This is a genomic window from Gorillibacterium timonense (genome assembly GCF_001457415.1).
Lineage (GTDB): Bacteria > Bacillota > Bacilli > Paenibacillales > NBRC-103111 > Gorillibacterium > Gorillibacterium timonense.
In genome coordinates, this window is the sequence record NZ_LN881722.1 from 330623 (window position 1) to 345301 (window position 14679).

The following is a 14679-nucleotide window of genomic DNA, read 5'->3' on the forward strand; positions in this document are numbered from 1 at the left end:
ATATAGCCCCGGGAAATGCGGATGAAAGGGAGAGGTGGTCATGACGGAACCTGTGGAGTCTGTGGAGTTTGTGGAGTCAAAGGAAACGCGCCGTGTGCGCAAGGTTGCCATTCTGTTGTTTGATGACATTGAGGTGCTGGACTTTGCCGGTCCGTATGAGGTGTTCGCGATGGCGGGCAAGCAGGGCGGAGACTTCGAGCTCTATACGGTAGCGGAGGAGGCGCGCATCGTGACGGCGGTCGGCGGGCTGCGCCTCGTACCGGATTATGCCATCGGCGGCTGTCCAGTGCCGGATTTGCTGATCGTACCGGGAGGAATGGGCACGCGTAGAGAAATCTCGAACCGCAAGCTGCTCGATTGGATTGCCGCGACCGCAAGCGAATGCGAGCTGTTGCTGTCCGTCTGCACCGGCGCTCTGCTGCTGGCGGCTGCTGGTCTGCTCGACGGGCTGGAGATTACGACTCACCATGCCTCCATTCCGCTGCTCCGCGAGCTCGCGCCCAGATCGGCTAAAATCCGCGAGGACGCACGTTATACCGATAACGGGCATATTCTTCTGTCCGCCGGGGTCTCGGCGGGCATCGACATCTCCCTCCATGCCATCGAGAAGCTGCTCGGAGAGGAGCGCGCGCTTCTTGCGGCGGGGCAGATGGAATACGACTGGGAAGGCGCAGAGACCGAGCGAATGCTCTTTGACTAAGCCGAATGCGCCGATTTTCGGGAATGGGGAAACGAGAGACCGCTTCTCCCGTAAGAGAAGGATAGGTTAGCAATCCTTTTTAAGAACACCGGAAGGAGCAGGCAAATGACGGAACAGCTGCGACGGAAAAAGCCGGCGGAACATCCGCTGAGAACGAAGGAGAAGAACTCCAACCTCGAACGGACAAAGAAAGGAAACAGGTTCGAATACCGCGTGAATGAGGGTTCACTATGAAGGGGTTTCCTCTCACAAAGCGGAACAAGTGGCTGATTCTTCTCGGTGTAGCCGGCGTCCTGCTGCTTACGGCTATCGCCTGGTCGATTCCTCGCTTTCAGGATCGGGTCTTCTACGTATTTGACAGCAAATACCGGCTGGCGGAGCATACGGATAATACCTCCGTCTATCGCACTCGTTCAGGTGATGGTCCGATCAGGGTGACGGATTCCGGCGGCGGCAAGGAATTTGCCATTGTGATTGGAAACGAGCGGATTAACGTCAAGCTGATCTCGGAATCGGAGGAAGAACGGCTGTACGATATCACCGATGCTGTGGGAACCCGCAGGGCGAAGGCGGCGAGCGATAGATGGGTGGAAGTCCGACAGGAGGACGGCAGCTATTTTCCGGAGATGGTCAGCTCCGCTAACATGAACGGACAGTGGGTGTATGATACCCCGGGCGGTCATTTATACCCCGTCAGCACTCTGCTTGAAATGATAGATCCCACCTTGCGGCAGAAAGATGGGAATCCGGTATTATACGTGCTAGGCGTGCTTTTTCTAGCGGTCAGCTTCATCGGGTGGCGGTTCCGCGAGTTCTTTTTCAAGCTGAAATATACGATGTGGGTGGAAGACCCGGAGCCGACTGACTTTTATATGACCTCAACCAAAATCGGCAGCATCGTCGTTGCCATCGTCGGTGTCGGGTTCCTGCTCGGCGCGATTTTTTCCGTGATGTAAGGACTGAGATAGAACCGAAGGAAAGTCGATTCAAGACAGGAGGTGTGAACAGGTGGATTTTCGTTATCCGATCGGAACATTTGAGTGGCAGGGAGAGATCACCCGGGAACAGCGGGAACAATGGATCTCCGATATCGCGGAATTGCCTGCGCTCCTTGCGACGGAGATTCGCGGCTTATCGGACGAACAGCTGGATACTCCGTATCGCGAAGGAGGCTGGACCATCCGCCAGGTGGTGCATCACTTGGCTGACAGCCACATGAACAGCTTTATCCGCTTTAAGCTGGCGCTGACGGAAGATCGCCCGACCATTCGGCCCTATTATGAGGACCGATGGGCGGAGGGAGCGGATGCACGTCTGCTTCATCCGGAAGTGTCGCTTCGGCTGCTCGAATCGCTTCATGAGCGCTGGGTGTTCCTGCTGCGGACTATAAGCGATGAGGACTATGCCCGCGATTTTTATCATCCCGAATCTGAGGCGGTGGTACGCCTGGATTACAACGTGGGCGTTTATTCCTGGCACGGCTGGCACCATTTGGCCCATATCCGCACTCTGAAAGAACGAAAGGGCTGGACTTGATGAGGCCGGACGGACCGGCATCCAGGGAAGCGGGAGCGGCTCAACCGGCCGCAGTTGCGGATAGCGACATGCAAATCACCTTGGCGAAGGATGATCACGAGGACACAGCCTTCGCTGCATCGAGGTCCCGCGAAGCGGACCGATTCATCCCGCAAGGTATGGCAGAAGGAGCTCCCCGGCAGCGGGATGCAGTTCGGGCCCTGCAGGAGCTTCGCTTGGAAGAGAGGCTTATTCGTTATTCGCCGAGGCTCGTGGGCACGGTGCCGATCGGTATCGATGTGGCGGGCTCCGATCTGGACGTGATCTGTGAAGTCGCGGATCTGGCCGCCTGGTGCGGTGAATTGCAGCAGTTGTTCGGCCATTTGGACGAGTATCGCTGCTCCGAACCAGATGGAGCCGTGGCGACGGTTAATTTCACCTATGACGGCTGGGAGATCGAGCTGTTTGGGCAGAACCGCCCGACGGACGAGCAGAACGGGTACCGTCATATGGTGGTGGAGGAGCGGATTTTGCGGCTGCTGCCGGAGGCGGAGCGGGAAAGGCTTCGTTCATGGAAGGCGCAGGGCATCAAGACGGAACCCGCCTTTGCCAGGCTGCTCAAGCTTCCCGGAGATCCCTATGAAGCGATGCTCTGCTTGTGGGAAGAGACGGATGAGGAGCTCATGCGGAGGATTCGGGGCCGGACTTCTCCCTGATCGCGGAGAACACAAAAAACAGGCTGGGAAGGATGGCGCACCGCACATCCTTCCCAGCCTGCTTTTGCGGTCCGATCAAAGATCCTCTCGGTTGTCCACCCGGCGAAAGTCGTCATCCGGGTCATCCGCTCCCGCTCCGTTGAGCAGGTCGATTCCATTGATAACGTCGGTGAGAGGAGCGGCTGGGTCTACCGGAGAATTCGCCGCAACTTCATCCGCATCTGGCACAGCGGCGAGGTCGATCGGATCGACAAGCTCCCCCTTGTCCTCGAATGCGGCTCCCGCATGATAGGAGTTTGGCTTGTCCTCTTGAGTCGTGGAGATGAGCTCCTCTCCCTGAACGGCCTTCCATGCTGGAGTTACGAGATCGTTCGGGGTTGATCGGCAAAAAAATTTTGTCCGAAAGCAGTTGCTTGATCTGCCGGGTCATCGCGTTTCTCGTCTGCCATATCGCTGTCCCGCCTCTCGCTAAAAATGTCCTCCGTACGGATCGATTTACAGGTGCTGCAGATGCGTATCTTTACCCGTTCATGCTGTCCGTTAAACTTCCCGGACCTTCCTGCATCTATACTTGGAGTAGGAAAAAGAGGGGGAAGCGAGTGTGACTCTTTATTTTTCGATGTGTGATGCAAGTCACAAGGAGGGGGGAGTAGGAGCGTTATAGTGGACTCCAGTTCAACCATTCCTGTTGAGAGGAGTTTTCACTCTATGAATAAAACCGGTTTTCAACCTGCCCAGACACTCGGTGAAATCGTGGCTGCCTTCCCGCAAGCGGCCGATGTGTTTAAATCGCTCGGACTGGATTTTTGCTGTGGAGGAAGCAAGACCTTAAAGGAGGCTGCCGGCAGCAAAGGGATTGAGGAAGCTATCGTGCTCGCGAAGTTGGAAGAGAAGCATACCGACTATTCGCAGTTCGGCCAACCGGCCAAGGATTGGCGGAATGCGCCTTATGCGGAGCTGATCTCGGAGATCGTCAATACCCATCACGCTTATCTGTTGCAGGAGCTTGCTCCGCTGGAGGGATATGTGGCCAAGATCGCACGCGTCCACGGTCCCGCTCATCCCGAATTGATCCGCGTCCATGAGCTGTACCGGACGATGAAGGCGGAGCTTGAGGAGCATCTGGTCAAGGAGGAGGAGCAGCTCTTTCCCTCGATCCTGAGCTATGCGGACAGTGAAGACGAAGCGGATCGAGCGAAAGCAGCGACTCTTCTCAAAGAGTTGGAGTCCGAGCATGCCGGAGTGGGGGAAATCCTGCGCGAAATCCGCGAGCTGACCACCGATTATACCTTGCCCAAAGAGGCTTGCGGCACGTACCGGGTTTCCTTTGAACGATTGAAGGCTCTTGAGTCGGACATGTTCGACCACATCCACCTGGAGAACAACATCTTGTTTCTGCGCATCGCCGGATAATTCTAGCTCCCATACAATCGGACAGCACGAAAAAGCCGTTCCCACCGCATCCAAGCGGGAGGAACGGCTTTTCGTATGCCGACCGGCACGGATCTATGGCGGGTCGCAGCCGGCCATGGCTTCATGCTTCGGATGGTCGTAAAAATTAGGCCGCGACGTCTCGCTTCGTGAAGATCGTCCAGGACAGGACATTCATGACCACGAAATACCCGACGAGTACCAGGATGGAAAAGGTCAGCGTCATGTCGCCGCGCAGAGGCGTCCCATCCAGATAGACCGTGAGGTCGGTGTTCGCAAACAGGTAGTACTTGATCCACCAGTAGCCCTTCAGCAGATGGATCGCCGTGCTGCTGAGCAGAAGCACGGCCATGGACAGCGCGATGGCCAGGGAGCTTGAGCGGAACACGGTGGAGATCATGAACGCAAGCGTCACCGTCATGAGCAGGCTGATGCAGGACATGCCGTATACCGTGAGGATATGGGGCAGCATGCTCAGCTCGTGAACGGTTCCGTCGCCCGCTGCGTAGACGTAGGGCAGCGTGGTGCCGTCAAAGCCGTTAAACAGGCCGCCGAATCCGTAAGAGGCTCCGAGGAGCACCAGCAGCAGCAGGAGGCTGAACTGGAAGGCGGACAGGTACTTGGACAGCAGCACTTTGGCCCGGGAGTGGGGGCGGATGAGCAGAAGCTTGGCGGTGCCTTGGGAGAATTCACCCGCGACCGCATCCGCGGCGATGACCACGGTGAAGATGGTGACGAGGATAATGAGGTCGCTCATCTCAAGAACCGAGCCCCAGACGGTCCCGTCGGGAGGAGCGATATCGTGCTCAAGTCGGTATTCATTTATTTTCAGATGCTCTTCATAATAGTCGCGTGCTTCCTTTGACGGATTGTCTTTAAGGTTATTTTCGTATTCCGTATTTTGCTGGGTCAACTCTTGCTTCCAATCGGGATTCGCCGGAGCAAATTTGTGGATCTGATAAGTACCGAATGCAACGATGCCGATGAGCAGGATGAGGAGAATCCAGGTGCGCGGTCGGCGGTAGATTTTCATGTTTTCATTGCGGATGAGCCTAAGCAATTTGATCACTTCCCGTCATTTCCAAGAATTTGTCTTCCAGGCTCTTCGTCACTCTGCGGATGCCATACAGCCGGACGCCCACCCGTACGAGCGCGGCGGCGATCTCGGCCACTTCTTCGCGCTCCGCGCTCACCTCGATGCCCTCCGAAGTGATCTCCGCTTCCCGGGCGCAGGCGAGGGCTTCCTTGGCTTTTGCCGAGTCGTCCACTTCGAAGATGTACCGGCTCGCTTCGCCTTCCCGGACAAAATCCTGAATCGAGCGTACATCGACAAGCTTGCCGTTCTGAATGATGCCGATGCGGTCGCACATGAGCTCCATCTCGGCCAGCAGGTGGCTCGATACGATGATGGAGATGTTGCCCTCCTGCGCGAGTCTCCGCAAGTAATCCCGCAGCTCGCGGATGCCCGCCGGATCAAGTCCGTTCGTGGGTTCGTCCAGAATGAGGAGCGAGGGTTTGTGCAGCAGCGCCTGGGCGACGCCAAGCCGCTGCCGCATCCCGAGAGAATACCGCTTCACTTTATCGTGGATGCGGTTTTCGAGTCCGACCAGTCGAACGACCTCCAGGATTCGCTTGCGGGTCACGCCCGGCACCATCCGAGCGTAGTGCACCAGGTTTCGGTAGCCGGACAAGTATTTATAGAACTCGGGATTCTCCACGATCGCCCCCACATGGCGGATGGCTTGCTCGTATTCCCGCTTGATACTCTTTCCTTCGATCAGCACGTCGCCTTCTGTCATGCTCATGAGTCCGACCATCATGCGGATCGTCGTCGTTTTCCCGGCTCCATTCGGGCCGAGAAACCCAAAGATTTCTCCCTTCGGTACCTCGAAGCTCAGCTTGTCGATCAGCGTTTTGCCGCCGATCCGCTTGGTGACTCCGAGGAGCTGCACCGTCGGTGTTTTCATGAATGCTTCCCCCTCGTTATGTTTTCGCTTTCCCAAGTCTACGACGTTTCAGAAGGGGACAAAACCGTCTTCGGCCCGTTCCGCTCCCTGGACCTAGGTCGGGGACGAAACGGGCCGAAGGGTCAGGAGAAGACCTCGTTACCGTGAGTATTCCAGTTCCATCAGCCGGGCGAAAGAGGCATAGCTGCGGCTGCCGGGGTTGATGAAGTTGAAGTTGTCGAAGCCGCAGCCCTCTTGTCTGCAGTCATCGATCGTCCAAGAGAGGCGGAACTTGCACCATTCCGCGGTGGCTTGCTGAAAGTCGCAATAACGGCAGTTTCCCTTTTCGAAATACGTTCTCAGCTCGGGCGGCAGGCTGTCGATGACGAGGCCGTAGGCATCCATGTCCTTTAGCTTGAGGATCACCATCACATCGCCCGTATGAAAATCGATCATAAAGCGCGCGACCCGTTTCTTTTTCTGGAAATATTCCAGAGAATCATCCTTGTAATGGGCGGACAACCCCATCGACCCGACAAAATGCTCGTGAAGCAGGATCAGCAGGAGCCCGTGATCCTCATCGAGCAGAGCGGCTAAATCGAGTGCAGCAGCGTTAGAGGGGAGCTTGTCGCGGTCGGCGACACGTTTGTAGTCCATATAATAGAATTCGTGCGGATCATCCGCGTGAAAGCCTGGAGACAGAGCATAGGCCTTCAAGACGGAGGGAAGCCGGGGGTTGTCCGGATAAGAAACGACAAAAAAAGCTGCATCCTTTCGGAACTTTGCTCCGTCATATTCTTCGATGGCGAATCCAAAGTCGATCAGCCGGTCGAGAATGAGCTGGAATCGGGTCATCTTCTTCAGAGTTTGGCGAAAGTCCGCTAGGGGGATGCGCAAGCCGTCTCCGTCCAGAACGCCGAGGCTTCCGATGGCCTGAAGAACGTCTCCGAGCCGTTTGACGGAGCGCCAGGAGGCTTTGGCGAGATTTCCATCCTCTTTGTTTTCGTTCACTTCATGAATGTCGCTGAGCGGTACCCCATAGGAAGAGGGATTCTCCTCCATATCCCGGTACACTTGGCCTACCCGTTCCGCCAGCTCCTTGAAGGCATAGCGAAATTCCGCCTCCTCCATGAAGCCGAGCAGGTTCGGATCGACCGGGAAATCATCCGGTACATGCGGAATATGCCGGTAATAAGCGGTAACTTCGCGCTGAACATGATAGAGGTGGTTCAATGAGATTCCTCCCTAGTACGCTGTCAACTCCAAAGCGTGGTTCTCGCACCACTTCTCCTACCGATTGACGCCGCTTCGTATCTGCACGATTAAGGCTGACGGCGCACTAGAGGCAGGAGCTGTCCTGCGCATGAATAAGATAGGGAAATTATACCCTATGATGATGACAACAGAATGTCCGGTTTCCTTTTATTTTGCGTGAAAGGGCTTAAGGTGGTGAAGACATATATCCAAATGATTGGGGAATAGAATGAAACTAATAAGAATTCATAAAAATGACACAAATATTCCTGCGGTTTAGAGGTAAAATTCCGTAGAATGCTTTTTACCTCTATGAACTAGGACCAATGGAAGAGGAGGAACGGAATGAATAAGAATCGAACCCGCCGCCGCTGGCTGATCGGGATATCCGTCAGTTTGGCCGTCGTTTTATGCGCTGCGGGCGCCTATGCCGCTTTCATCTATCACAAGGCCGATCAGGCCATTCAACATATTGCTGCGCCTCCTACGCCTACCCCATCGGGAAGCGCCGTTCCGTCGGTGACTCCTTCTCAGGTGAAGGAGGATCAGGATAAGCCGATTTCCTTCCTGCTCACGGGGGTGGATAGCCGAGGTGGAAGCGACGGATCTATGAATACGGACGTCATCATGCTGCTCGCGCTGAATCCGAAGACCGACTCGGCGACGATCGTTTCGCTCCCCCGCGATCTTGAACTGAAGCCGGGTGACATTCGAAATCATAAAGCCAATTACTTTTTTCCCTATTACTATCTGAAGGATAAAGATACCGCCTTCGCCCAAACCAAGGAGCTGTACTCGCGGCTGTTCGGGGTTCCCATCGACTACATGGCGATGGTCGATTTTCAAGGGTTCCGTGAGCTGGTGGATGAGCTCGGCGGTGTCCGGGTGAATGTAGATATGGATATGAAGTATCGGGACACTTCGGATGGAACCAATATCGATTTGAAAAAAGGCGAACAGACGCTGGATGGCAAGAACGCCCTCGACTTCGTTCGCTACCGCAAGTCGAACCAGGGAACGTCAGAATCGTCCGACACCGCCCGCAATGAGCGCCAGCAGCAGGTGATCAAGCAGATTCTGAGCAAGCTCACTTCGGTCAACGGGCTGCTGAACCTCGGAGACGTCCTGGATATCGCCGGCAAAAACGTGAAGACGGATGTTCCCGAGAGCGAGCTGCGCAGCTGGATCGGCCGCATCCGCGAATTGAAGCCCGATGAGGTCGAATTCATTCATTTGAACGGGGAATGGATAAGTCCCTATATCGTTCCGAAGGAGACCGATTTGAAGCAGGCGCTTACTGCTTTCCGGAGCCGTCTCGGGCTGGAGCCGGAGGAAGCGAACGGAGTGCAGTTGGACCGATTGGCGGACACCGTGGGCCTCCTTCCCGACAGCGGGACGGCCAGCGGCCTGAGCGACCAGAACAGCTCGGGAAGCCGAACGGAGAGCGCCAGCGGCACCGGCAAAGAGGGAACTGGGCCTGTGAACTAAAGCAGTCCGATCACCATCGAGTCACCTGGGTTAGCCCATCTATTACCCCCACATAAAAGCACTTCCGACTTCTCCAGCAAAGAGACGGAAGTGCTTTCTTGCATCACCAGCTGTTGTGGATGCCGGCATTGTTGATGAGGAGATCGAGGCTCGGAGTCTGGGATGCGATGATATCGGCGGCAGCTGTCACGGATGCACCATTCGAGACATCGAGCGGCACCTGGACCAGCTGCTTCGGATAGGTCTCCGCAAGCCGGTCCAACTCCGGCCAATCCGACATATAGCTCCCTGCATAAACCTGGTAACCCCGTTCCAAGAGGCCTTCCGTCAAGGCGAGGCCGAGTCCCCGGTCAGCGCCGGTAACGTAAGCGGTTGCCATGCGCTATCTCTCCTACTAAAGCGGTTTCGTTACTATAATCCATTCTAGCTCATTCTCTCTCCACACTCAAAGAAAATAGAGACTGTATGACACAATTGAGGCAAATGAGAATGATGTTCATCACTTCTTTGGAATAAAATGACTGATTCTTCAGGAAAAAACGAATTGAAAGCGGTTGCAAAATATGGTGTATTTTGGCTGTTACTCCCGCTTTTCTACCCTTCTGTTATGGCTATTTCAATTTGCTGTTTATATAGCAGAGATTTTGCTCCTTTTTTTTAGCAGGAAACCGAATCGTTCGCAGACCAGGATGAAAAGAGCTTACCTCATAAGGAGATTCGCTGTGACAAATGAAACCGGAAACGCTTGAAGAGACAGACGGTTCGATCGTTCTGCGCAAGCTTCCCTGGGGGTGGAGGAGTTGGCTGTTTCAAACTTGAAAAGCGGCTGATTCTTCGCCGAAAACCAAAGATTTTAATGAATTTTTTTTTGTTTTTTTTCTTTTTCAAAATGGCACAATCTTGTGAATTAGTTCACTTTAGAAGCTGTTTTTTTGAAGTACAATGGGGACGAAAGAACGGACCGCTCCTCCGAAATTATGACCGCTGCTGCTCAAGCCCTCACACGTTCGGATGTCGATTCGTTTTTCGCTGCGCTGACAACGGTTTGTCTTACCCGAGAGGAGGAGACCCCTTGGACGAACTGCTCGCCAAGCTGCATCAAACAAATTCGCTGACCAAGGACGAGATCGTCGAGCTCCTCGGAAGCCTGACCCCGGAAGGGCGGAAGGAATTGTTCCGGCTCGCCGATCAGACCCGCCAAAGGCATTATGGCAAAGCCGTGTTCATGCGTGGATTGATTGAATTCTCCAACATGTGCAAGCAGGACTGCCTGTACTGCGGACTCCGCCGGTCGAATGCCGGGGTGGACCGCTATCGGCTCACGGAGGACGAGATTCTCGAGTGCGTCGAGGAAGGCTACGAGCTTGGCTACCGGTCCTTCGTTCTGCAAAGTGGAGAGGATTTCCGTTACACCGAGGAATTGCTTACCGAAATTATCCGCCGGATCAAAGCTCGCTATCCCGAGGTGGCGATCACGTTGTCCATCGGGGAACGCAGCGAGCGCTTTTACCGGACGTTATTCGAAGCGGGAGCAGACCGCTACCTGCTGCGGCACGAGACAGCATCCCGCTCTTTGTATGAGTCGCTGCATCCCGGAATGTCTTACGATAACCGCATCGACTGCCTGTACACCTTGAAGCGCATCGGCTATCAGGTAGGCGCCGGCTTCATGGTCGGGTTGCCGGGACAGACGGCTGAACATCTCGCCGAAGATCTCCTTTTCCTGCATGAGCTTCAACCTGAGATGATCGGGATCGGCCCGTTCATCCCGCACAGTGCAACTCCGCTTGCGAAGGCGGAGGGGGGCACCGTTGACCATACATTGGTAATGATAGCGCTTGCTAGACTTTTTGTTCCAGGTGCTATGCTGCCCGCAACCACGGCGATGGGTACCCTCGACCCGGTCGGACGGGAGAAGGCTTTGAAGGCCGGCGCTAACGTTGTGATGCCCATTCTGTCGCCTCTGGCCGTCCGCGAGAAGTACGCGCTCTACGAGAACAAAATCTGCACGGGAGACGAAGCCTCCCACTGCCGCCACTGTATTGAAATGCGCATCGTCGCTTCCGGCTACCGGATCGAGATGGGGCGCGGCGACCACTGTGGATTCCGCACCGATTCTTGCTTAGCTTGATTAGCATGATTGCTTAAGTCCCTCCCCCATGCCGTATGACGGTACGACTGAAAAGTCAGGATTTGAGCTTCATATATCTGATTTGATTGCTCTACACGCTTATACCGGGCAGTACGATCAGAAATTCAAAGGAGGAAACCAGATGTCTATTTTACCGAAGAAGAACTCGCTGGGCTTTTTCGAAATCCGTCTTGAATCCATCGGCGGACTCGGCGCCAACCTCGCGGGCAAGATGCTCGCCGAAACCGGTGCGATCGGCCTCGGGCTCAATGCGTCCAACTTCTCATCCTACGGTTCCGAGAAAAAAGGCACTCCCGTAAAAGCATTCGTTCGCTTCTGCGATCCGGATGTCGAGATTCGCGACCACAGCCCGATTGAAGAGCCTCATGTCGTCGCGGTCTTCCATGAAGCCCTGTACAAGAACGTCAATGTCATCAGCGGCTTGCCGACCGATGGGGTTGTGCTCGTCAACACGACCCGCGACTTCGAAGAAGTAAAAAGAGATCTCGGTCTGCAATACGGTACGCTTGCGCTTGTGGATGGGATGGGCATTGCCGTCGAAGAGAAAACGAAGGTCAATACCTCCATGCTGGGCGCGCTGTTCCGGATTTGCGATTTCCTCGACCCGGAAGCGATGCGCAAAGTCATCCGTTCCACCTTCGAGAAGAAATATCCGCACCTCGTTGAACCGAACATCCGCACCTTTGACCGCGGCTATAACGAAGTGAAGTTCATGACGTATGATGTGCCGGCCGGTGCGGAAGCCAAGCCCTTTAAACGCGCGCAATCTCCTCTTGGTTACGCGACCCAGGTTCCCGGCGGCGTCATTCTCGCCCAAGGCAACAGTATCCTGAAGGACCTGAGCGGTTCCCGCCAAGGCTTCCTGCCGGAGCTCAACACCGAGAAATGTATCAGCTGCGCCAACTGCGACGCCGTATGCCCCGACTACTGCTTCGTCTGGGAAACCGGAGAAGACAAGAAGGGCCGCCCGCAGCAATTCCTGCGCGGCATTGACTATCAATATTGCAAAGGCTGCCTGAAATGCGTGGAAGTTTGCCCGACGGATGCCCTTTCGTCCCGCCGCGAAGAAGTGGGATACGCCGAAGAGCACCGCGTCACCCAAGTTTTTAATTAAACGTAAAGGGGAGGACATGAACCATGGCCGTTATTGAAGATAAATTGTCGCAAGTCATTCCGGCAGAGCAGATCACGCATTTCGAATCCGGCAATGAAATGGCCGCCACGGCTGCCGCTCAAATCAATTACCACATCATGGGTTATTTCCCGATCACACCGTCCACTGAAGTAGCCCAATACCTGGACCAAATGAAGACCCGCGGTCTTCATGACATCCAACTGATCGCCGCTGACGGCGAGCACGGCTCTGCCGGGATCTGTTACGGCGCAGCCATGACGGGCGCTCGCGTCGTCAACGCGACGAGCTCCCAAGGCTTCCTGTACATGCTGGAGCAGCTTCCGACCCAATCGGGTACTCGCTTCCCGATGGTGCTTAATCTGGTTACCCGCGCGATCAGCGGTCCGCTCGATATCCGCGGCGACCACTCCGACTTGTACTACGGCTTGAACCTGGGCTGGGTCATCCTGACCGCCAGCACCCCGCAAGCCGTATATGACATGAACATCATCGCGCTGAAGGTTGCGGAGCATTCCGATGTCCGTCTACCGGTCATCGTCGCTTACGACGGCTTCTTCACGTCTCACCAGAAACGCAAGGTGCAGTACTTCAAGGACAACAAAGTCGTTCAAGACTTCGTCGGTCCGAACCCGAACCACAGCTATCCGAACATCGCGGACCCGTCGCACCCGGTCACCATCGGGGCGCACATGGGCGGCGACGATCTGCTGAACAACCACTATCAGCTGAGCGAAGCGCTGGAAAAAGCCGGCGAAGTGTATGAGCAAGTCGCCCGCGAATACGCACAGCTCTCCGGCCGCGAATACCCGACCCTCGATCTGTACCGCATGGAAGACGCCGAAGTGGCTGTATTCCTGCTGAACTCCGCCGGGGAATCCGCGAAGGATACGGTTGACGCTCTCCGCGCCAAAGGCGTGAAGGCCGGTCTCGTTCGCCCGAACATCATCCGCCCGTTCCCGACGGAAGCGATCCGCAAGGCCATGAAGAACGTCAAGGCTCTTCTGGTCGGCGAACGCGCTGATTCCTACGGTGCGCAAGGCTCCAACCTTACCCATGAAATCCGTTCCGCCCTGCAAGTCGATCCGGAGAACAAGACGATCGTTCTGTCCCGCATCTTCGGCCTCGGCGGCAAGGACTTCTATGCAGATGACGCGCAAGCTTTCTTCGAGGCCGCCATTGACGCTGCTGAAAAGGGCTATGCCGAGAAACCGTTCGACTATCACGGCCACTACCCGGGCGACGCGGCGCATGCCATCGTTTCGAACCAAGTGATCGAGCCGCTGAAAACCGACGATTACAAGACGGGCCTCATCAACGTCACCGAAGACGAAACGACCGGCCGTCTGAACGTCAAGCTGCCGCCGCTCCGCCAACTGACCGTGAAGCCGCACCGTCTGGCTCCCGGACACGGCGCTTGCCCTGGCTGCGGCGCACTGTCCGCCATCGAGCTCTTCCTGAAGGGCATCGAAGGGGACGTCGTCCTTCTGTTCCAAACCGGCTGCGCTTATGTCGTAACCGCCAGCTACCCGTATTCGTCCCACAAGCAGACCTTCGTGCACAACCTGTTCCAGAACGGTGCTGCCACCGTAGCTGGTGCGGTTGACGCCTTCTATGAGTTGAAGCGTCGCGGAGAGATTCAAGTATCCGACGACGTCACCTTCATCATGATTTCCGGCGACGGCGGCATGGACATCGGCATGGGCGCCGCTGTTGGTACCGCGCTCCGCAATCATAAGATTATCATCCTCGAGTACGACAACGAAGGCTACATGAATACCGGCTCGCAGCTGTCCTACTCGACTCCGATGGGCCACATGACCAGCACCTCCGGTGTCGGCAAAGCCCAAAAGGGGAAAAAGGGCCATCACAAGGACACCGCGCAAATTCTGGCGGCCTGCAACATTCCTTACGTCTTCACCGCAACCGAATCGAACGCTCAGGATCTGCTGAAGAAAGCCGCCAAGGCGCAATGGTACGCCAACAACGTCGGTACGGCTTACGGCAAAATCCTCTGCGCCTGCCCGCTGAACTGGAAGTCCGAGGACCAAAAAGGCAATGACCTGGTCAGCGCCGCCGTCAACTCCTGCTTCTTCCCGCTGTACGAAATCGAGCAGGGTATCACGACGATTACGTACAATCCGGAAGACAAGGGCAAACGGATTCCGGTAACCGACTGGCTGAAGGGCATGGGCAAGACGAAGCACCTTCTGAAGGACGAAGAGCAATTGAAAGCCTTCGAAGACGAAATTGAACGCCGCTGGAGCCGCTTGAAGGCCAAACACGACAATCCGGAGCTGTAAAAACGAACCGGAACGATCGTGCCAAGCCCGCTCCCTTGCCGC

Annotated in this window: 13 protein-coding genes; 9 read left to right on the forward strand and 4 right to left on the reverse strand. The window is 55.7% G+C overall.

Annotated elements, in window-relative coordinates:
• Window positions 1-40 precede the first annotated feature (40 nt).
• The 5 genes from BN2684_RS06010 (at window position 41) to ric (ending at window position 4344) form a co-directional block, all read left to right on the forward strand.
• Window positions 41-700 (forward strand): DJ-1/PfpI family protein, encoded by a 660-nt coding sequence (locus BN2684_RS06010; protein ID WP_058301261.1) that lies wholly within the window; start codon window positions 41-43, stop codon window positions 698-700.
• Between the two features lie 230 nt (window positions 701-930).
• Complete coding sequence (locus BN2684_RS06015; RefSeq protein ID WP_058301262.1) at window positions 931-1656, forward strand: DUF6199 family natural product biosynthesis protein; 726 nt, start codon at window positions 931-933, stop codon at window positions 1654-1656.
• A gap of 52 nt (window positions 1657-1708) precedes the next feature.
• Window positions 1709-2236, forward strand: coding sequence for a YfiT family bacillithiol transferase (locus tag BN2684_RS06020; protein ID WP_058301263.1), 528 nt, complete (start codon window positions 1709-1711; stop codon window positions 2234-2236).
• Window positions 2236-2931: a DUF4269 domain-containing protein gene (locus tag BN2684_RS06025; protein WP_234340177.1), complete on the forward strand. Its 696-nt coding sequence runs from the start codon at window positions 2236-2238 to the stop codon at window positions 2929-2931. The genes BN2684_RS06020 and BN2684_RS06025 overlap by 1 nt, the downstream gene beginning before the upstream one ends.
• A 708-nt stretch (window positions 2932-3639) precedes the next feature.
• Window positions 3640-4344 (forward strand): iron-sulfur cluster repair di-iron protein, encoded by a 705-nt coding sequence (ric, locus tag BN2684_RS06030; RefSeq protein WP_058301264.1) that lies wholly within the window; start codon window positions 3640-3642, stop codon window positions 4342-4344.
• Window positions 4345-4489: 145 nt separating this feature from the next.
• Here ric and BN2684_RS06035 read toward each other — a convergent pair whose 3' ends face one another.
• From BN2684_RS06035 to BN2684_RS06045, 3 genes are all read right to left on the reverse strand, one after another.
• Window positions 4490-5431, reverse strand: a complete 942-nt coding sequence (locus tag BN2684_RS06035; protein WP_148449901.1) for an ABC transporter permease — start codon at window positions 5429-5431, stop codon at window positions 4490-4492.
• Window positions 5415-6329 (reverse strand): ABC transporter ATP-binding protein, encoded by a 915-nt coding sequence (locus tag BN2684_RS06040; protein ID WP_058301266.1) that lies wholly within the window; start codon window positions 6327-6329, stop codon window positions 5415-5417. The genes BN2684_RS06035 and BN2684_RS06040 overlap by 17 nt, the downstream gene beginning before the upstream one ends.
• A gap of 138 nt (window positions 6330-6467) precedes the next feature.
• Window positions 6468-7541 (reverse strand): hypothetical protein, encoded by a 1074-nt coding sequence (locus BN2684_RS06045; protein WP_058301267.1) that lies wholly within the window; start codon window positions 7539-7541, stop codon window positions 6468-6470.
• Between the two features lie 366 nt (window positions 7542-7907).
• On the opposite strand from BN2684_RS06045, the gene BN2684_RS06050 reads away from it, so the two are divergent.
• Complete coding sequence (locus BN2684_RS06050) at window positions 7908-9050, forward strand: LCP family protein (RefSeq protein ID WP_082651786.1); 1143 nt, start codon at window positions 7908-7910, stop codon at window positions 9048-9050.
• A gap of 103 nt (window positions 9051-9153) precedes the next feature.
• Here the strand turns inward: BN2684_RS06050 and BN2684_RS06055 are convergent, their stop codons facing one another.
• Window positions 9154-9429: an SDR family NAD(P)-dependent oxidoreductase gene (locus tag BN2684_RS06055; protein WP_058301268.1), complete on the reverse strand. Its 276-nt coding sequence runs from the start codon at window positions 9427-9429 to the stop codon at window positions 9154-9156.
• Window positions 9430-10122: 693 nt separating this feature from the next.
• On the opposite strand from BN2684_RS06055, the gene hydE reads away from it, so the two are divergent.
• From hydE to BN2684_RS06070, 3 genes are all read left to right on the forward strand, one after another.
• The gene (gene hydE / locus BN2684_RS06060) at window positions 10123-11181 is read left to right on the forward strand and encodes a [FeFe] hydrogenase H-cluster radical SAM maturase HydE (protein ID WP_058301269.1); all 1059 of its coding nucleotides are present in this window, start codon (window positions 10123-10125) and stop codon (window positions 11179-11181) included.
• A 142-nt stretch (window positions 11182-11323) separates the two neighbouring features.
• A complete protein-coding gene (locus BN2684_RS06065) occupies window positions 11324-12316 on the forward strand; it encodes a 2-oxoacid:acceptor oxidoreductase family protein (RefSeq protein ID WP_058301270.1) in 993 nt (330 codons plus the stop codon).
• A gap of 23 nt (window positions 12317-12339) precedes the next feature.
• On the forward strand, window positions 12340-14637 hold the full coding sequence (locus tag BN2684_RS06070) for a thiamine pyrophosphate-dependent enzyme (protein WP_058301271.1): 2298 nt from the start codon (window positions 12340-12342) through the stop codon (window positions 14635-14637).
• Window positions 14638-14679: the final 42 nt, after the last annotated feature.